Genomic DNA, 19,155 nt, shown 5'->3' with positions numbered 1-19,155 from the left:
ATAAACCTAAATAAACGCCAAAAAGGGTTCCCGCTTCAATCTGGTATACAGTTGGCGGGAGCCCTTTTATTCATTAATCGTTTATTACTTCAAGCGCTGAAGAATCAGCCTTTTTTTGTATAACATTTTGCCTGCTTCGGCAACATCACTAATCGTATTTTTGTTGCTTACCGAACCAAACACCATGCCGGCAATCGGGATAAGCTGGAACAGCTTTTTCCAGCCGAAGGATTCACTATAGGAATTGAAAACCTCACGCCAGCCCTGCATTTGTGAAACGACCTGTACTTGCTTGTCCGGATTGTCATACTCGGCCAGTTCATCGATAATTGCCTTCTTGCCTACAATGTCGGCGGAGGAGAATTGCAGGCACTTCACAATGAATATCCGTTCCTGGGGATCGTCGGGATCATATCCGTAACATAAGGCCATCTCTTGCAGTACCTTCAGGGAAAGCCCCATCACCATCGGGATATCTGCTGCGATCGTTACAATACCGCCAATTCCTGTTGCGGCACCCTGTGCTGCGGCAAATTTGGTTCTGCTCTCCGTAATGTTGTCAGCAACGCGGTCCAACACTTCAAGCGGCAGATTTTCCACACTATGAATTTTGGCAGTCCCTTCTGCTTCGGCATCCTCTTCCAGTCGATAGGTATGGTCCTTCATCGAGTAACCCGATCTCTCCGCTTCTTCCTGAAGCAGCTTGGCTACCTTCTTTTTCTGAACGAGAAATTTGCCGCCATTCTGTACATACTGCCCAACTTCGTTCAGGGCATCGCCAATTTTCTGTTTGATTGCTTTTGGCATGACTTTATCCAGCATCGCAAATGGCAACCGCCCGATTTTATCCCAGATGAATAAATCCTTCTGTTCCTTTTCCCACTTTAAGATCTGCTCAAGCTCCTGATCCAATGTTTCACGTGAATCCATATGTGATCCTCCTGTATATTCGATTAATTCTTCAGCTATGGATTGTATACGTTGAAAAAGGATTCTGGTTACTAATCCGTGTGATTTTGCCTGTATCCCTTAGGGGAGACTCCATAGGCCTTTCGGAACTGACGGGTGAAGTAGTTGCTATCGTTAAACCCGCATTCATAGGAGATCTGGGTTATGGTCAGGCCGCTGTGTTTCAACAAGCTGCACGCTCTCTCCAGTCGGAGTGTCAACATATAAGCAATTGGCGTCATCTGATAATAAGAGCGAAAGATCCGATTCAGGTGCCTTACCGAGATACTGGATTTACCTGCAATCTCCTCCAGTGTCAGCGGCTCCAGGTAATGATCTTCCATATAGGATATGGCATTCGCCAAGTGCATCAGATGGTTGCCCTCCATCCCCTTTTCCTGCGTATCATAGTGCCTCGACAGGTAGACGACCAGCTCCGTGAATCGCGAGAGCAGCATCGTCTGATATCCCTGCAGCTGGCCATGATACTCCTCAATCATGACCGCAATCAGCGATTCCACATACTCCAGACTGGGAATGGGAAGCGCCAGCTTGACAGGATAAGATTGAATATTGCGATAGTATGGTTCCAAGACGAACAGCGCCTGAAACCCGTTCGATTTCTTCAGATCCGGTCCAATGGATGCAAGCATCTCCGGTCTAAACATTATATTGCAGATTTTAAAGTCATGAGGGTCCCTGTAAGCATGAGGTGTGGAGCCGTTAATAACAAAGGCATTGCCCTTTTTGATAAAATACTCCTCCGTATGTACAACATGCGTGGCATTACCGTTCAGCACGATCACAAGCTCCGAAAAATCGACGTGCTGATGCAGTTCGGTATCCTCCTCATGTCCACCGTACTGAATATAAAATGGAAACTGCAAGTCAGATGTAAACCAGTTCAGATACGTGCTGCTCAATCGTTTCTCCTCCACGATTCCGGTTGGATTGATGTCTATATCATGCTACTCCAGGACCGAAAAATCAAGGTTTCCACTGTACTCCCCCGATATAATTCATCATGTAGAGACGGCAGTGAATGACGAATTGAGGAGGTGTATACGATCAGAAACACATGATCATGATTCTGCTCTACGGGCAGTCTGATCTTTTTTCAGATCATTTTTGCAAACGCATTCAAAAATACAAATACTTCAGGGGGGTAGCATGGTTAAATCGATAAGAAACATTCCCAAATGGTCAGTCGCGCTCACACTCTCATTAAGCTTGCTTGCAGGTTGCAGCAGTGAAGGTGCAACAAATGGCAGCTCCAGTGGTGATGAAACTGCTCCGGTAACCTTCACTTTCTTCGGTGCAGATGCCAATCCGAATTGGAGCAACATGCAGGATGATGTCGGAAAGGAAATTACCAAACAAACAGGTGTAACCCTAAATGCGGAGTTCGCCATGTCGGATCCCTCCCAGCGTTTGGCACTAATCGCAGCAAGCGGGGATTACCCGGATCTGATCAGTCCCAAAGGGGATCTCGACAAATTGATCGATGCCGGGGCCATGCTTGATCTAACCGATCTGATTGAAGAGCATGCGCCCAACCTCAAAAAACTGTTCGGGGATGAAATGAAGCGGCTTCGCTACAGCAACGATGATCCGTCCATCTACGTCATTCCAACATACTCTGCGATTGATGGGGTCAATTTCGTCGCAGGCGGCGGCTTCCAGCTGCAGCATCGAGCCGTGAAGGAAGCTGGATATCCAGAGATCAAAACGTTACAGGATTACGAGAATGTCATCCGCAATTATCTGGAGAAGCATCCTACCGATGAAAATGGCAATCCAAACATCGGCATGACGCTGAATGCGAATGACTGGCACATTCAGATTACTGTAACGAACCAGGCTGCCGAAACGACCGGCAAATCAGGTGACGGTGAATACTACATCGATCCGGAAACCTATGGGGCTTCTTATCATTTCCGCACCGAAGGTGAAAAGGAATATTTCCAGTGGCTGAACCACATGTACAATACCGGTTTGCTCGATAAGGAGTCGTTTGTGCAAAAGAATGACCAGTATCTGTCCAAAGTCGCTTCTGGCCGGGTCATCGGCCTGACCGATGTGGACTGGGGCTATGCTGATGGCGAAAAGGCATTGAAAGCTGCCGGGAAAACTGACCAGACTTATGGACACTATTCCGTCATGTTGTCGGATCAATACAAGGATAACCGTTATCAATCAACGGGCTTTATGGCTGGCTGGGGTGTTGGCATCACCGTAGACTGTGAAGATCCGGTCCGGGCGATCAAGTTCCTGGACTACCTTGCTTCAGAAGAAGCCCAGGTACTGAACAATTGGGGGATCGAAGGCAAGCATTATGAAGTCAAGGATGGCACCCGTGTTGTCCCCGCTGAAGTACAGAAGCGAATTGTAAATGATAACATTGCGTTCAGCAAAGAATCAGGGGTTGGATTTTACACAAACCTCGGTGCTCACTATGGAGATGGTGTCAAAGACTCTACCGGCAATTATTACACCAAGAACTTCCCGGAACAGATTGTGGAAAATTACACCGATGCCGATAAGGAAACACTCAAGGCCTATGGTGCCACAACATGGATGGATTTGTTCCCGAACGAAAAGGACTTTCCGGCTAAACCTTGGGGTGCCGTATGGAACATCTCCGTGCCAAGCGAGGACGAGATCAACATCATCTCAAGTAAGGTCAAGGACATCACATGGAAGCAGATCCCACAGGCCATTATGGCCAAACCGGAGGAATTTGAAGCCATCTGGAATGACTATCAGCAGATGCTGATCGATGCCGGCGTTGAGAAAATGGAACAGGGATTTACCAAGTACGTCCAGGACCGCGTTAAACTTTGGAATGAATAGGAGTAATACATGATGAAATACAGCAATCCCGTCATACCCGGCTTTTATCCTGATCCGAGTATCTGCCGGGTAGATGAAGATTATTACCTGGTGACCAGCACCTTCGAATATGCTCCAGGAGTGCCCATATTCCACAGCCGAGATCTGGTCCACTGGCGGCAGATTGGCCATGTGCTAACCTCCGACCAACAGATTGTACTGGCAAATGCATGGGTTTCCGGGGGAATCTATGCGCCAACCCTTCGGCATCATGACGGCTGGTTCTATATGATCACGACCAATGTAAGTGCAGGTGGCAACCTGTATGTACGCAGCCGTCAGCCTGAAGGCCCTTGGTCGGAACCCGTTTATGTTGATCAGAAAGGCATTGATCCCTCCCTTTTGTTCGATGAACATGACCGGACATACTTCCAATCTGCCTGTAACGGTGCAGAAGGTGAAGGCATCTATCAGTGCGAGATTGATATCGAGACAGGAGAACGATTAACCGACAGCCGATTAATCTGGAAAGGAACAGGAGGAGCCGCACCTGAGGCACCCCATCTGTACAAAGTAAATGGCATGTATTATCTGATGATTGCTGAAGGTGGCACGGAATATGGTCATATGGTTACCATTGCCCGCAGCAACGATCCCTATGGTCCATATGAAGCATGTCCCGCCAATCCGATCCTGTCCAATCGAAGCATGAAGACCAGCATCCATGCTACAGGGCATGCAGACCTTATCCAGATTCAGGATGGAAGCTGGTGGGCGGTCTGCCTCGGCATTCGTCCTGCTGCCTATCCGCTGCGGCATCATCTGGGACGTGAGACGTTTCTTGCCCCAGTCACATGGACGGAAGATGGATGGCCTATCATCGGCGATAACGGGCATATCGAGCCTGTCATGACTGGACCGCAGCTGCCTGAAACGCCGTGGCCATCGCCAGCAGTTCGGGACCATTTTGACCTGCCCACACTGGGGCCGGGCTGGGTGTTCCTGCGAAACCCGGCTCCCGGCAGCTGGTCACTAACTTCGAATCCGGGCCACTTGACCTTATGTGGTAACTCCCTCTCCCTTCATGATCAGGGGAATCCCGCATTTGTTGGGCGGCGCTTGAGTCATTTCCAATGCAGCATCGCTGCCAGTCTGGACTACGAGCCGCTGCAGGAAGAAGAAGAGGCCGGATTAACAGTCTTCATGAATGGAAAATATCATTACGATCTGGCGATGAAGCAGATTCATGGAGAGAAGAAAGTTATTTTCCGCCGAACCGTAGGTTCATTACAAACTGAACAGGTTCACGACTGTGGAACAGGCCCCGTCAGATTAAAAATTCAGACAGATCGTAATCAATTCACGTTTTTCCTGCAGCACGACTTGGGGGAGGACATTCTGATCGGATCTGGCGAAACCCATCTGCTCTCCACTGAAGTGGCAGGCGGCTTCACTGGCATCATCATCGCCATGTATGCCCATGCTCCATCTGGAACGGGCACGCCAGCTCAATTCGATTGGTTCGACTATGAACCGCAAGAGGAAATACAGGACTAACCATTGATAAACTGCATCCAAACACACCAAAAACCCACCGTCAATGTTGATCTGGCCGCGGTGGGTTTTAAGTATCTTCTAGCGATGGAGTTATTTCTTACATTATCAATCTAACGGGGTTCATTCCAAAAACAATGGGTCTTACTTACCAGAAGGCTGTACTTCAGCGGTATACCCGGCTGGAATATCCGTCTCTGCCGTAACTTCCGTAATAACCATCGGATACATCATGTCCGGATCCGGCTGAACGATGGAATACAGCACGATCGCACGTCCATCCTTCTCCAGTTTGACGTCATCAATCTTCAAACCGTAGCCAGGATGAGGCATTTCAGCAGTGAGCTTCACTTTGGTTGTTTTGTCATCAACCTTAGTTGTCGTCACTTCAGGTACGATGGCTTGCTGGCCTTCCCCTGGAGTCTCTGGAGCTGGCTCAGCCGAGCCACCATTGCCGTGTCTATCTACAAATTCAAGTGCATTGAAGATCATGCTTGCAGCCTCCATACGGGTAAGCGACTGATCTGGACGGAAGTTGCCGTCCTTATCCAGTTCAATGATGTTCATGTTCAGCAGGTTCTGGACTGCAGATATGGCGTCCTTACCGATTTTATTTTCGTCCTTAACAAAATTATACTTCATAATAACCGGATAATTCCCGGTTGTGTTAATGCCTTCATGAAGCAAAATAACAAATTGCTCACGTGTCATCTTGCCTTGCGGATTCAACTCTACCGGGATGGACAGGCCATTCTGGGTTGCAGCCTGTACAGCATCTGCATACCAGGTATCCGGACTGATTTTATTTTGAGCGGAAGCGGCAGCATATTCATTTTTCAATCCAAATGCCTTCACGATCAATTGAACACCCTGCGGCTCGGACAACGCCTGGTCCGGACGGAACAGATCTGCCGTTACACCACTGACAACCCCTTTGGATTTCAGGGAATCAACAATATTTTTTTGCCCTTCATCGGTTACGTCCGAAAAAGCGAATACAGAAGCACCTCCTGCCGTCAGAGAAACGCAAAGCGCAAGTGTTGCAGCCAATCCTTTTTTATGTTTCATTTCCTGGCACCTCCTAAGTTTAGTAAACCCTATTTTTGACTTCTTCAATCCTACAGACGGGACACCTTCAGAAAATGTTTCAGAGAATTCGACATTAGGGTAATCTTGTGCAAAAAACTACATATACATGTCTCCATGGCCTGCGAATTTTCACTTTCATGCCCTTCTTCCCGGCTTCGTTGACAATGATACGAATTAGCGCAAAAATAAGAAAAGAAGAAATCATTCGTTAACGGATAAATAGCAAACTGGATCGCATAAAGTAAGAGGGCACGACGCGCTAATTATAGGTGTCGGCCCTTTTCTTGCCTCCGTACCTTACCTAACTTTCATCCGAACAAAGGAGAACCCGAGATATGTCCAAGACAGGATTGCTTCGAAGCTATGTCGTCTCCAACTGGCCCGTGTATCTGACTGCCGTTGTGCTGATCATTGCCTCCAATGTCGGTCAGGCCTCTTTGCCCCGTATTCTGGGCAGTTTCACGGACCAGCTCATGCAGAATACACTTCAAATGAATACGGTCATCCGTTACAGTCTGTGGCTTCTGGCCATCGCCATCGCCTACAACCTTCTCTTCGGAACAGGACAGTTCATGATTATGCGGCTTGGACGCCGCTTCGAATTCATGACACGCGAACGCATTTTCGGCAAGTTTTCCGAATTGAGCGAGCACTATTTTTCCAAGCAGGGAAACGGGAAACTGCTCAGCTATGTCATGAATGACGTTACCTCCGTGCGCGAAGCCATCTCCAACGGGGTGACAATGATGACAAATGCCACATTTCTGCTGATCTCCTGTATCGTCATGATGCTGCTTAGCGGCATTCCAATGAGCCTGATTCTGATCAGTATCGTTCCCTTGCTGGCTATACCCTTTCTGGTTGTGTTCTTTGGCCCCCGCATCCGCAAGCGTTCTCGTGATGTGCAGGATGCCCTTGCAAGCATGACCGAATCTGCGGAAGAGCAGCTCGGCGGAATTCGCGTGACGAAGACGTTCGCCATTGAAGACGGTGCCCGTGCACGATTCGGCGCAACTGTAGATGCCATTAAGGAAAAACAATTGCGACTCGTGCGACTCTCTTCCCTGTTTCAAGCACTGCTGCCACTGCTTGGGGCCATCTCGCTCGTTGTTTCTCTGCTTATCGGCGGTATTCTGACGATGCAGAATTCCATTACACTCGGAAGCTTTGTCGCGTTGACGCTATATTTGCGGATTATTATGGGACCGCTTCAGCAGATTGGCAATGTCATTAATACCATGCAGCGATCGGGAGCGTCCCTTGAACGGGTTAACGATCTGCTGACAGAAAAGCCGGATGTCCGGGAAGTCCCCGGGGCTAAAACCCTGAACGCCGTGAACGAGATCGCCATTGAAGACTTGTCCTTCTCCTACCCCGGGAGCTCAGCTTCTGCTCTTAAGCACATCAGTCTGAAGATTGCCGCAGGACAGACCGTAGGCATTGTGGGCAAGACCGGCTCTGGAAAAAGTACCCTGGTCAAACTGCTGCTTCGTACATATGAACCGCCTGAAGGCACGATTCGTATGAATGGCACAGACATTCGGCAGCTGTCGCTGGAAAGTCTTCGTTCCCGCATTGCCTATGTCCCTCAGGATGGATTCCTTTTCAGCACCACCATTCGTGACAATATCGCATTCAGTGACCGGGAGGTACCACTGGACACCGTGGAACGCAGTGCAAGGCAGGCCATGATCTACGACAACATTATTCGCTTCCCGGATCAATTCGACACCCTGCTCGGTGAACGTGGACTAACGTTGTCCGGCGGTCAGCGTCAGCGAACCAGCCTGGCTCGGGGATTGATCAAAAAGGCTCAGATCCTCATTCTCGACGACAGCATGAGTGCCGTTGATGCGGTAACGGAAAGTGGCATTCTGCGCAGCCTGAAGGAAATTGGCAAAGGCAAAACAACCCTGATTATCTCCCATCGCATCAGCGCCGTCCGTCATGCGGATGAAATTATTGTGCTGGATGAGGGACACATCGCTGAACAAGGCACGCACTCGCAATTGATGGCCGCTGAGGGCCTGTACGCCGCGACCTATCGTTTGCAGGAGGAGGGATTGCATCATGAAGGATCATAAGACTGGCGCCAAAGCGAGCACCGAACCTCAGGTCTCATCCGGGAACCATGCGGGTTCGGGCACAGAGAGAGAACTCAGCAAGCGTTCATCGTTTAAAGCGATGATGAGCTACGCCAGACCACATCGATTTGCTTTTTTGGGCATCTTTTTATGCTCCTTGCTTGGGATCTCTGCCGACCTGCTCCAGCCATATCTGGTCAAAATCGCTATAGATGACCATCTGGCGATCGGCCAGACCAGCGTAGGATTTCTTGTAAAACTGGCTGCCGTCTATCTGGCACTGGCTGTAATCAGCTTTATTTTTACCTATATACAAAACAACCTGCTGCAGCATGTCGGTCAGAACATCGTCTCCCGCATTCGCAAAGATCTCTTCCGGCACATCTCCAAAATGTCCATGTCCTTCTTCGACCGCTTCCATATCGGGAGTCTGGTCACGAATGTGTCCAGCGATACGGAGACGATCAGCAGTTTCTTCACCCAGGTTCTGCTCAGTCTGATTCGGGATGGCATGATGCTGGTGCTTATTATCTTCTTCATGTTTCAGCTGGATCCAGTGCTCGCAGGTTACTCGCTGATTGTACTGCCCGTTATCGCCATTGTGGCCATCCTGTTTCGCAGCAAGCTGCGCCAGGCCTATCAAAATGCCCGTACCCGTCTCTCCCGCCTGATTGCTTTTACGGCGGAGAACCTGTCCGGCATGTTTCTCATTCAGGCCTTTCACCAGGAGGAAGAACAGAAGAAACGCTTTACAGAGCAAAATAAACTACACTTGAAGGCCAACATTACCCAGGCCCGTTCCAATGTCATCTTCAACCGGACGTTTGACATTCTGGGCAATGCTGCCCTGGTGATGATGGTATGGCTTGGCGGACGCGCCGTGCTGGGTGAATCGCTGCAGGTCGGTGTACTTTATGCATTTATCAGCTACATCCGCCAGTTCTTCCAGCCGATCAACCAGATTACGATGCAATGGAATACGTTCCAGTCCACTACCGTGTCCATGGATCGGATCTGGAACATTCTGAATACCAAACCCGAGGTCGCAGATCCAAAAGCAGAGACCGCTTCTTCACTGGACCCCCGGGACGTGATGGGACAAATTGATTTTAACGATGTGTCATTCGGCTACCGGGCAGACCGCCCACTCATTCAGCATCTGAATCTGCACCTCTATCCAGGGGAAATGGTCGGCATTGTGGGTACAACGGGAGCTGGCAAAAGCACACTGATCTCCCTGCTCAATCGGTTCTACGATGTCAATCAGGGCAGCATTGAAATCGACGGCACGGATATCAGGCAGCTGCCTCAGGCCAAGCTGCATCGTATTGTGGGGCTTATCCAGCAGGAGCCTTTTCTGTTCTCAGGCTCCATTATTGACAATGTCCGCATGTTTCGGGAGGATATTACGAGAGAGCAGGCAATCGAAGCGTGCCGTTTTGTCGGGGCACACGCCATGATCTCACGACTGCCGCAGGGATACGATACCCGCCTATCGGAACGCGGTAGCGGTCTGTCTGCCGGGGAACGTCAGTTAATTTCTTTTGCCCGCATTGTCGTATTCCAGCCCCGTATACTCATTCTTGATGAGGCAACCGCCAATTTGGATTCCCATACCGAGCAGCTGGTGCAGCAGGCACTGGAAACGGTATCTCAGGGTCGAACCACGATTGTCATTGCACATCGCCTGTCTACCGTTATGCACGCAGACCGGATTCTGGTCATGGAGCATGGCGAGATTGTCGAGGAAGGCTCGCATCAGCATCTGATCGAAGCCGAAGGCATCTACGCCGATCTGTATGCCCATGCACGAGAGACCGGTGGTGACACGGCAATTCCTGGGTAATGAATGCCAATCTGTGCCGCCTGCGCTGCAGTGCGGCATGATTTGTGTTTGGGGCAGATGATGATAAGGATGAGTTCTTGCTTATGCGTGTTATTTACCGCGAAAACGGGTTGTATACCATATAGGAGAATATATACCTATCTTGAAGGAGTGCAGATGCAATGAAAATTCAATTGATTCGTCATGCCACCCTGTGGCTTGAATATGCCGGTCTGAATATTCTGGTTGATCCGATGTTGATGGATCCTGAAGAGATGCCTGCTTTTCCCAACACCCCTAATGATCTACGTAATCCGAGAGCTGCCTTGCCGGAAACAGAGACCGAGTACACCAATCCGGACTTGGTGATTGTTACCCATACCCACATCGATCACTGGGATGCAGTTGCAGCGGAACGCCTCCGCAAGGATGTGCCTTTGCTGTGTCAGTCTGGTGATGAGAATATATTTATCAAAGCCGGTTTTACGAGCGTTCATCCGGTGAATGAAAAATATGAGTTCCATTCCGTGCGTTTGGCACGAACTTCAGGCCAGCATGGCACGGGAGAAATCGCGAAGCGGATGGGCAAGGTGTCCGGTTTTGTGCTTGAGGCTGATGCCGAACCCGTATCGTATATTGCCGGAGACACGATCTGGTGCGAAGAACCGGCCGAAGCCATAGAGCGATACCAACCGGAAGTGATCGTTGTGAACGCGGGAGGTGCCCGTTTTACCCAGGGTAATCCCATCACCATGGACGGACCGGATGTAGCTGCAGTGAAACGGCATGCACCGGATGCACATGTCATCGCCGTTCATATGGATGCCATTAACCATTGCATGATGTCCCGCACGGATCTGGCCAGTTATCTGGCTTCTGAACATTTAGACGGGCAGGTTCTCATTCCTCGGGATGGCGAAAGTTTCGTATTTGATTCAAATTCGGAGCTGGTGTAAGAAGCGTTAATGTGATTAGTAAGAAAAGGATGTTCCTGTCACGAAATGACGGAAACATCCTTTTCTATATGGCACTTATTTATTGAATTTTCAAACGAATCACGTTCCAGGAAGCCTTCGCCAGACTTGCAGTAACCAGCGTGCCCGATACTTCTGCCCCGCCGCGGTTATGTGGAGCCACACGATTCGGCTGTGCAGCCGTATTCACGGCTTTGAGGTCATCACTTTCCAGTACGATATGCTCCAGCAGGCTGCATTGTCCGAAGCTGCGCAGATCGACTTCAAGCTGCAGAGAATCTTCCAGGTGACGGTTCACGGCAAATACAGTTACTTCGCCCTGCTCTTCATTATGCACCGCAATACCTTCCAGGTACGGCACGTCCGTAATTTGCTTCGTATCATACTTCGCTGATTGAATTAATGGCACAAGTGCTGTTCCACGTCCGAAGACGGAAGCGTGCATAAACGGATAGAAAATGGTCTGTCTCCAGGCAGCACCACCTGTGTCCGTCATGATCGGCGCGATAACGTTGACCAATTGTGCGAGGCAGGCCATCTTCACGCGATCCGCATGCTTAAGCATGCTAATCAGCATACAGCCTACAAGCAGCGCGTCTTCATGGTTGTATACATCCTCCAGCTGCGGGGGTGCAATTTGCCACGGATCCAGCTTCCTGTCACTTTCATTGGAATGATACCATACGTTCCACTCATCGAAAGACAGATACATTGTTTTCTTGCTGCGCTTCTTCGCCTTGATGTAATCACAGGTTGCCATGACGGTCTCAATAAACCGATCCATCTCCAGCGAACGCGCCAGGAACGTAGGCGTATCATCATCCGCGTTGCCATAATACTGATGGAGTGACAAGTATTCCACATGATCATAGGTATGATCCAACACAGTTGCTTCCCATTCTGGGAACGTTGGCATGCCCAGTGACGAACTTCCGCAGGCAACCAGTTCAATAGTTGGGTCAGTCCATTTCATGACTTTCGCTGCTTCAAGCGCAACCCGTCCATATTCTTCTGCCGTTTTGTGACCGATCTGCCATGGACCGTCCATCTCGTTACCCAAGCACCAGGTTTTGACCGCATGCGGCTCCTTGTAACCATGTTTGATCCGCAGATCACTATAATATGAACCTTCCGGATGGTTGCTGTACTCCACGATGTTCCGGGCTGCATCTACGCCCCGTGTCCCCAAATTGACGGCCATCATGACTTCGGAATTCGCAAGTTTGGACCAATCCACGAACTCGTTGAAACCGAATTCATTGGTCTCAATGGTTCTCCAAGCCAGCTCAAGCCTGCGTTTACGTTCTGCAACGGGACCTACGGAATCTTCCCAATTGTAACCGGATACAAAGTTACCCCCAGGATAGCGTACAATCGGCACCTGCAGCTCCTTGACCATCTCCAGCACATCCGTGCGGAATCCCGCTTCGTTCGCAGAGGAATGCCCTGGCTCATAAATACCGCCATATACGGCACGTCCGAGATGCTCAATGAATGAACCGTATAAACGTTTATCGACTGCACCAATCGTGAAATCCTTGTCTACCGTCATTTTTGCTTTTACCATCGTGAAGTTCAGCTCCTTAAGATTAATAAAAAAATTAATTGATAATCTATGGATCAACGTTCATATTTATATTAAAATCGATTACAACCCTAATTTCAACCTGAATTTTTAAAAATGTTATTCTTTTTGATGGATTTATGTTTAACTTAATTCTATATTCAATAATGGAGGAACCCCATGATTAGAGCAAATACGGATGCCGAATGGCTGCCCTTATACGAAGCACTTGCCAGTGAAGTGCGCTTGCAGATTATACGACTTGTTGCCGAGAACCCGATGAACGTAAAAGATATCGCCGCCTCACTTGGGCTAAGCAGTGCTATTGTAACGATGCACGTTCGCAAGCTGCAGGATGTCGGCATCATTCAATCCAAAATGGTCCGCAAGGACGGCGGTACCCACAAAATGAACAGCCTTGCGATCGACTGGATCGGCATCTCCATGCCACAGGATACCGGTATGTCGAACAAGGTGCATGAGGTTGCTATACCTGTCGGGCACTATACCCATTTTGACGTGTATCCCACCTGCGGCCTGGCTACAGTCAATCATGTGATCGGACAATATGATGACCCGCGGTACTTCCTGGATCCCGAGCGAATGCACGCTAATATTCTCTGGTTCGGACACGGATTTGTGGAATACAAAATTCCAAACTACCTCTTATCAGGACAGCAGATCAACTCGATTGAATTATCGCTGGAGATCGGTTCAGAGGCGCCTTCGGTCAATCCCAATTGGCCCTCCGATATTACCTTTATGCTCAACGGAATACAGGTCGGTGAATGGACTAGCCCAGGTGATTCGGGGAATGGCCGTGGCGTATTCACGCCAGACTGGTGGAGTGAAAGTGTCAATCAGTACGGCATGCTGAAAGTGCTGCGGATCACGCAGGAAGGTACATTTATTGATGGGCAGCGTGTCTCTGAAGTAACACTCTCGGATATTCCGGTCGAGCGCAATCAATGGACATTGCGATTGTCGGTAGAAGAAGATGCCCAGCATGTAGGAGGTCTTACCTTATACGGTGAGGGATTCGGCAACTATAATCAGGATATACTGTTCCGTCTCTACTACCAGGATTAGAGGTCTCAGAAAATACAAAAAACCTTCCATCTGCCTATTCGGCGATGATGGAAGGTCTTTTTGCTGTATCCACATTTTTTTGTTCTCACGATACACATTTATTCTACGAGAGCTCAAAACTGGCCTTTACTGATCTTACAGTGCACTCCCGCCATACAGGAAGCGATATTCCCAGTGCTTGCCCGAGATGTCGCTGGTCGTTACTCCGCCACCAGCATTGGAATAGGTGTGCAGTATTTTTCCGTCGCCAAGATAGATTCCGACATGCGTAATTCTTGCCGTAGACTTGTTCACCCCAGCATATGAGGAAGCTTTCGTGCCTTTATAAGACATAAAGAACATCAAATCTCCACGCTTGAGTTTTTTCCAATCCGTCTTAACAGAACCTTTGCCTTTTACATAAGTTCCCTGCTGGCGTGAATCTGCAGGAAGCTTGACTCCAAGTGCATCGATAAATGCCTGGCGGACAAAGCTGGAGCAATCGAACGTAGCCGTACTGTTTCTGCTCGCTCCGAACTCATAAGGCGTGCCCCAATATTTCATGCCAGCAGCAATAACTTTCTCCACAGCGGCGCTGCCTGTTACAGAAGTGCTGCTGGAACCCGATGTTGTTGTGCTGCCGCTAACGGCTTTGGTGTATTTAGATGAAGAGGATATGTATCCTGTCCGGTTGCTTGAATCTTTTACTTTATACCATGCGGATCCAGATTTCTGAAGTACGGTAATGGTTTCCCCTTTGCCCACCATACGAACAACACTCGCAGAAGATGATGGTGAAGTACGCATGTTAACTCCCCAAATCACTTTCAGCTTGGCATTTTCGGCTGTTGCTGCGGATACCGGTGCCGTTAGTGCTCCTGTCGTCAGACTTCCCATCAGCATCGTTGCTGTTAGACTTGCGGTAATGATCTTACTTTTCCAGTTCATGATGTCGTGTTCCCCCTGATGTTACAGAATTTTAACCTGGCTTCGTTCTCTCCGGGCTTGCCCCATTGTAAACGGGCTGTCCATCGTGATCATCAGACCAAAGTCCTGTATTCACCTCAGGCTTATTGAGCACTAAGGATCAGGAGTTGAACCAGCATCAACATGAATAACTGCATGAATATTAAGCAATTTCCAAAGGTTAAAATATTGTAACTATTTGATAGCACTTCGTTTCCAGCTATTACAGTCCGTTCAATGAACCAAATCAGATGATAGGTCAATAGACCTACTTTTAAAATCACATATTCCATAAGTGGTAAACATTACTACTCGCAAAAAAAATTAGAAGCAGCGTCAATTCGCCTATTTTGTACCAAGTGGTTTTCAATGATTGCTCTCTTCTGCCTTACTTTTAACAGGTCACGTCCAGCTCAGGGTACAAAAAAGACTGTTACTTATGACGCTGCTCGCGCCTGAAGTAACAGTCTCTCGTATGTTTGTTCTATACTTTGAATTTATTGATCTGTTCTTGCAATTCTTCGGCCATTTTGGAGAGAGAACCAGCCGATGACGCAATCTCTTCCATGGAAGCTAGCTGTTCTTCGGTTGCCGCAGATACATTGTGCACCCCGCCTGACGCTTCTTCAGCAATATTGGAGATCTGATCCACATATCGAACCACTTCATCCGTACTTGCTGACATTTCTTCCGATCCGGCAGATACTTCCTGAATTTCACCTGCGACCTTGTTGACTGCTTCTGAGATTTGCTCAAAGGCTTGTCCTGCCGCAGTTACCATCTCTATTCCGGTTTCTGTTTCACTACTGTTCACTTTTACGGCCTGTACCGCATGGTTCGTGTCATTCTGAATGAGCTGCACCAGGTCCGTAATTTTCTGTGCGGATTCCGATGATTCTTCGGCCAATTTACGAACTTCTCCGGCAACAACGGCGAAACCTCGTCCGTGTTCACCTGCACGTGCGGCCTCAATCGCAGCATTCAATGCGAGAAGGTTGGTTTGACGAGCAATATTGTTGATGACCTCCGTGATGCTGCCAATCTCTGCAGAACGTTCTCCAAGCCCGGTTACGAGCTCAGTAAGTGAAGCAATGGACGTACGTACCGATCCCATTTGATCCACAGCCTGCTGGATAATCATATTTCCTTCAGCCGATTGATTCGCTGCATCTACAGCCGATACGGATACACTCTGAGCAAGCTCTGCAATCTGTTCTGAACCAATGGCCATTTCGCTCATCGCCTGGGAAGAACGTTTCACGATATTCACCTGGTCAGATGTGCCCACAGCGAGCTGTTCCACAGTTGCGGAAATTTGCTCCGATGCTTGCGTATTTTGCTCGGCACTCGCCAGCAGTTCTTCCGAAGAAGCAGCTACCTGCTCGGAAGTCACGGAAACGGACTGAATCATTGCACGCAAGTTACCCGTCATGGTATTGAAGGAAGCAGCCAGCGTGCCCAGTTCATCCTTGTTTTTCAGCGTGATCATTTCACCCGTTAGATCACCGTTTGCAATCAGCATTGCCGATTCGTTCATCTTCTGAATTGGTCTCGAGATGATACTTGCAATGAAGAAAGCGATAAAGACGGCGATCAGGAAGGCAATAATCGTTACCACTAAAATGATAATAAAGGCGCTATTTGCTTCGTTCAATGAATCCGCTGTGGCTTGCCCTGCTAATTCATTACTCATCGTAATCAGCTGAGCAATAGTATCATTGGCTGTATCCCATAATAGAAATGCCTCTGAATGCAGCCTGCTAGCTTCATCAAAGTCGTTAGCCATACCTCGTTCGACAAATCCAGACATTTTGGCCAAGTAGGCATCATAGTTCGTACTGAACGTATCATATAGCGCCATGGCCTCATCGCTGCCCTTGACTAACTCAATAAGCTGTTTACGCTCGTCTTCAATCTTGATTTGGAGCTGTTCTAAAGATTCACTTATCTCTGCGATTGAATTCTCATCCGTCTCAACAATGGCTGCAAGAGCCTGACGCTCCACGTCTGAAACATCGCCATTCATCGTACCTAGCAGGCTCACGCTTGGCATCCACGTCTGATCGATCTCTTCAGAAGTATTGGACATCCCTTGAATCTGAATCAAAGCATAAGTGCTTACGAAGGCAAGCAGAGCTACCACAACCAGAAACCCAGCCAACAATTTCATCCGAATGGTCAATCTCATTTTCCCTAACGCGTTCCCCCGCGTGCTTTTCATGTTCCCCACTCCCAACTTGGCCATAAACCAAACCAATACGTATGAATAGTATATCGACATCTATCGACATGAATTGTAGATATTTGAGGTTTAATTTTCATAAATTTCATGTAACTTCGTCCTTAAAACCAAAAAAAGCCTCAAGTCTTTGGCCCAGCCAAAAACTCAAGACTTTAATGTATATATCGCCCAACCCCTCGTCCCCACATCATAAGTGCTATTCTAGCGGAAAACTCTCCGATGGATATGGATAAAGAAATCAGGAACCGACTTCGTATAGTTACGCGTCGTGATCAGAATGACACTGACCAGACTGCCCAGAATGAATCCGCCAAGAATATCTCCCGGATAATGCACACCTACATATACACGCGATACCCCGGTCAGCACGGCCAGCAGCAGCATCCACCATCCGAAACGACGTCCGATGAAAAACGAAGCTGCAGCAAGGGCAAAGACAAATGAAGCATGCTTGCTTGGAAAAGATGGATCCGGTACATGCGGCACCAGCTGATGTACGTTCCCTTCCACAAATGGTCTTGGATGACCAACGGCTGGTGAAATGCCCCACTTGGCAAGAACAAGAGCCACAATAGATGCTACACATGCATAAAAGACAATACGCTGCTTGGCCGGATTACCCAGAAACCAGACAATAACCAGAAGGGCTATCATAATCCACACGGCATATTCTGCTGCATTGATCATAAACCAGTCCAGAAGCGGAACCCGGTCCGCAAACTGGTTGATCCAGTTAAAGACAGATTGATTCATAATTGCGTTCATACCTCCATGACATAAAACGTGATTCGTTTTTACACTATAATACCCACCAACTATTTGTCAAACAATGCACCGACTGACCGAATATTCGAAATCAAAGGGGACATTTCTCTTACTTTTTGTTAAAATAATTTGGGTTACATATAAGTTCAACAATAGAAAGGTGAAGATTATGCTTAAAAAATGGTTATTGGGGACAACCCTAACCCTGGCGCTTGCCGTAACAGGTGTCCTCGTATATTACGGATATTCCATTGTACATTTTGCCAATAGCATCTCAACCGCTTCAGGTACTTCCTCATCGTCTACATCCAATCCTCAGGCAGACCCTGGTACAGACACTACTACAACACCAATTCCCAAATGGGAAGGCAAGGAACGCGTAAACATCCTGCTTCTTGGGGGTGACTCCAGAGGTGATGATGCAGGGCGCTCCGATTCGGTCATGGTGGCTTCCATTGATCCGGTGTCCAAACGGGCGCATTTATTCTCTGTCCTGCGAGATACATATGTGGATATCCCTGGGCATGGCAAAAGCCGGCTTAACTCAGCTTTTTCCTACGGGGGGGCTGAATTGACCAAACAAACGGTAAGCAATCTGCTCGGCATTCCAATCCAGCATTACATTTACACGGACTTCATCGGCTTCATGGCTCTTGTCGATGCTGTTGGCGGCATTGATATTGATGTGGAAAAAGACATGTACTACACCAGTAAAGCTGACAAACATATGTATGACATTGATCTCAAAAAAGGACTCCAGCATATGGACGGCAAAACGGCCCTCCAATATGTTCGTTTTCGGCATGATGCCACATCGGACTTCACGCGCACCGAACGGCAGCGAATCTTCATGACCGAGCTTGCCAAGAAGCTGCAAAGCACCACCTCCCTCTTCAAAATTCCGGAGATCCTGGAGGCGGTTGCCCCTTATATCGAAACAGACCTCAGCCCTACGCAGATGCTGAAGCTGGCCTCGCTCGGGTTTGACATTAATGCTAATGAAGTTGACAAACAACAGATTCCACCTAATAAATTGTTAACCAACGAGCTTGCGGGTTCCGCTCAGGTTCTGGGCGTGGATAAAAATAAACTCCAGGCATTCATTCAAAATTTGTTCGAGGAAGATGCTCAGGCAGAGCAGCAATAAATAGAAAAGCGGCGGCCTTTTGGGTCGCCGTTTTTCTATCCTATTTTCACCATTTAATCTCCTCTTAATGTTGAGATAGTACCCTTTAATGATGTTG

The 19,155-nt window shown here is 48.4% G+C and carries 14 protein-coding genes; 7 read left to right on the top strand and 7 right to left on the bottom strand.

Annotation, left to right across the window (positions count from 1 at the left end; genetic code table 11):
- Nucleotides 1-84 precede the first annotated feature (84 nt).
- The gene (locus MHB82_RS05630; protein ID WP_095360772.1) at nucleotides 85-930 is read right to left on the bottom strand and encodes an EcsC family protein; all 846 of its coding nucleotides are present in this window, start codon (nucleotides 928-930) and stop codon (nucleotides 85-87) included.
- Nucleotides 931-1,001: 71 nt separating this feature from the next.
- On the bottom strand, nucleotides 1,002-1,871 hold the full coding sequence (locus tag MHB82_RS05625; RefSeq protein ID WP_341174100.1) for a helix-turn-helix domain-containing protein: 870 nt from the start codon (nucleotides 1,869-1,871) through the stop codon (nucleotides 1,002-1,004).
- Nucleotides 1,872-2,118: 247 nt separating this feature from the next.
- Between MHB82_RS05625 and MHB82_RS05620 the strand changes: the two genes are divergently transcribed.
- Nucleotides 2,119-3,801, top strand: a complete 1,683-nt coding sequence (locus MHB82_RS05620; RefSeq protein ID WP_341174099.1) for an ABC transporter substrate-binding protein — start codon at nucleotides 2,119-2,121, stop codon at nucleotides 3,799-3,801.
- A 12-nt stretch (nucleotides 3,802-3,813) separates the two neighbouring features.
- Nucleotides 3,814-5,337, top strand: coding sequence for a glycoside hydrolase family 43 protein (locus MHB82_RS05615; protein ID WP_341174098.1), 1,524 nt, complete (start codon nucleotides 3,814-3,816; stop codon nucleotides 5,335-5,337).
- A 141-nt stretch (nucleotides 5,338-5,478) separates the two neighbouring features.
- On the opposite strand, the gene MHB82_RS05610 is transcribed toward MHB82_RS05615, so the two are convergent.
- Entirely contained in the window at nucleotides 5,479-6,402 is a 924-nt protein-coding gene (locus tag MHB82_RS05610) for an S-layer homology domain-containing protein (protein ID WP_110821472.1), read from the bottom strand.
- A 356-nt stretch (nucleotides 6,403-6,758) separates the two neighbouring features.
- Between MHB82_RS05610 and MHB82_RS05605 the strand changes: the two genes are divergently transcribed.
- From MHB82_RS05605 to MHB82_RS05595, 3 genes are all read left to right on the top strand, one after another.
- Nucleotides 6,759-8,507, top strand: coding sequence for an ABC transporter ATP-binding protein (locus tag MHB82_RS05605; RefSeq protein WP_341174097.1), 1,749 nt, complete (start codon nucleotides 6,759-6,761; stop codon nucleotides 8,505-8,507).
- Nucleotides 8,494-10,353, top strand: a complete 1,860-nt coding sequence (locus MHB82_RS05600; protein ID WP_445671219.1) for an ABC transporter ATP-binding protein — start codon at nucleotides 8,494-8,496, stop codon at nucleotides 10,351-10,353. Before MHB82_RS05605 ends, MHB82_RS05600 begins: the two co-directional genes overlap by 14 nt.
- 161 nt (nucleotides 10,354-10,514) lie before the next feature.
- Nucleotides 10,515-11,288 (top strand): MBL fold metallo-hydrolase, encoded by a 774-nt coding sequence (locus tag MHB82_RS05595; protein ID WP_341174096.1) that lies wholly within the window; start codon nucleotides 10,515-10,517, stop codon nucleotides 11,286-11,288.
- Between the two features lie 79 nt (nucleotides 11,289-11,367).
- Here the strand turns inward: MHB82_RS05595 and arfA are convergent, their stop codons facing one another.
- Nucleotides 11,368-12,873 carry an arabinosylfuranosidase ArfA gene (arfA, locus tag MHB82_RS05590; protein ID WP_095288907.1) on the bottom strand — a complete coding sequence of 502 codons (1,506 nt, stop codon included), beginning with the start codon at nucleotides 12,871-12,873 and terminating at the stop codon, nucleotides 11,368-11,370.
- Nucleotides 12,874-13,050: 177 nt separating this feature from the next.
- On the opposite strand from arfA, the gene MHB82_RS05585 reads away from it, so the two are divergent.
- Entirely contained in the window at nucleotides 13,051-13,959 is a 909-nt protein-coding gene (locus MHB82_RS05585; protein ID WP_110821476.1) for an ArsR/SmtB family transcription factor, read from the top strand.
- 135 nt (nucleotides 13,960-14,094) lie between these two features.
- Here the strand turns inward: MHB82_RS05585 and MHB82_RS05580 are convergent, their stop codons facing one another.
- The 3 genes from MHB82_RS05580 to MHB82_RS05570 all read right to left on the bottom strand — a co-directional run bounded on the left by MHB82_RS05580 (nucleotide 14,095) and on the right by MHB82_RS05570 (nucleotide 17,899).
- On the bottom strand, nucleotides 14,095-14,886 hold the full coding sequence (locus MHB82_RS05580; protein ID WP_095360781.1) for a C40 family peptidase: 792 nt from the start codon (nucleotides 14,884-14,886) through the stop codon (nucleotides 14,095-14,097).
- Between the two features lie 502 nt (nucleotides 14,887-15,388).
- Nucleotides 15,389-17,125 (bottom strand): methyl-accepting chemotaxis protein, encoded by a 1,737-nt coding sequence (locus MHB82_RS05575; RefSeq protein WP_445671218.1) that lies wholly within the window; start codon nucleotides 17,123-17,125, stop codon nucleotides 15,389-15,391.
- Between the two features lie 222 nt (nucleotides 17,126-17,347).
- Nucleotides 17,348-17,899 carry an undecaprenyl-diphosphatase gene (locus tag MHB82_RS05570; protein ID WP_341174095.1) on the bottom strand — a complete coding sequence of 184 codons (552 nt, stop codon included), beginning with the start codon at nucleotides 17,897-17,899 and terminating at the stop codon, nucleotides 17,348-17,350.
- A gap of 181 nt (nucleotides 17,900-18,080) precedes the next feature.
- Between MHB82_RS05570 and MHB82_RS05565 the strand changes: the two genes are divergently transcribed.
- Nucleotides 18,081-19,058 (top strand): LCP family protein, encoded by a 978-nt coding sequence (locus tag MHB82_RS05565; RefSeq protein ID WP_341174094.1) that lies wholly within the window; start codon nucleotides 18,081-18,083, stop codon nucleotides 19,056-19,058.
- Nucleotides 19,059-19,155: the final 97 nt, after the last annotated feature.

Origin of the sequence: Paenibacillus sp. FSL K6-2862 (assembly GCF_038005125.1) — a bacterium.
Lineage (GTDB): Bacteria > Bacillota > Bacilli > Paenibacillales > Paenibacillaceae > Paenibacillus > Paenibacillus illinoisensis_A.
This window is presented reverse-complemented; position numbering and strand designations above follow the sequence as displayed.

Bases quoted from the DNA above. Each gene is read 5' to 3' on its own strand.
- arfA (WP_095288907.1), bottom strand. From the start codon at position 12,873: ATGGTAAAAGCAAAAATGACGGTAGACAAGGATTTCACGATTGGTGCA.
- MHB82_RS05580 (WP_095360781.1), bottom strand. From the start codon at position 14,886: ATGAACTGGAAAAGTAAGATCATTACCGCAAGTCTAACAGCAACGATG.
- MHB82_RS05570 (WP_341174095.1), bottom strand. From the start codon at position 17,899: ATGAATCAATCTGTCTTTAACTGGATCAACCAGTTTGCGGACCGGGTT.
- MHB82_RS05630 (WP_095360772.1), bottom strand. From the start codon at position 930: ATGGATTCACGTGAAACATTGGATCAGGAGCTTGAGCAGATCTTAAAG.
- MHB82_RS05565 (WP_341174094.1), top strand. From the start codon at position 18,081: ATGCTTAAAAAATGGTTATTGGGGACAACCCTAACCCTGGCGCTTGCC.
- MHB82_RS05585 (WP_110821476.1), top strand. From the start codon at position 13,051: ATGATTAGAGCAAATACGGATGCCGAATGGCTGCCCTTATACGAAGCA.
- MHB82_RS05620 (WP_341174099.1), top strand. From the start codon at position 2,119: ATGGTTAAATCGATAAGAAACATTCCCAAATGGTCAGTCGCGCTCACA.
- MHB82_RS05615 (WP_341174098.1), top strand. From the start codon at position 3,814: ATGAAATACAGCAATCCCGTCATACCCGGCTTTTATCCTGATCCGAGT.
- MHB82_RS05575 (WP_445671218.1), bottom strand. From the start codon at position 17,125: ATGAAAAGCACGCGGGGGAACGCGTTAGGGAAAATGAGATTGACCATT.
- MHB82_RS05595 (WP_341174096.1), top strand. From the start codon at position 10,515: ATGAAAATTCAATTGATTCGTCATGCCACCCTGTGGCTTGAATATGCC.
- MHB82_RS05600 (WP_445671219.1), top strand. From the start codon at position 8,494: ATGAAGGATCATAAGACTGGCGCCAAAGCGAGCACCGAACCTCAGGTC.
- MHB82_RS05605 (WP_341174097.1), top strand. From the start codon at position 6,759: ATGTCCAAGACAGGATTGCTTCGAAGCTATGTCGTCTCCAACTGGCCC.
- MHB82_RS05610 (WP_110821472.1), bottom strand. From the start codon at position 6,402: ATGAAACATAAAAAAGGATTGGCTGCAACACTTGCGCTTTGCGTTTCT.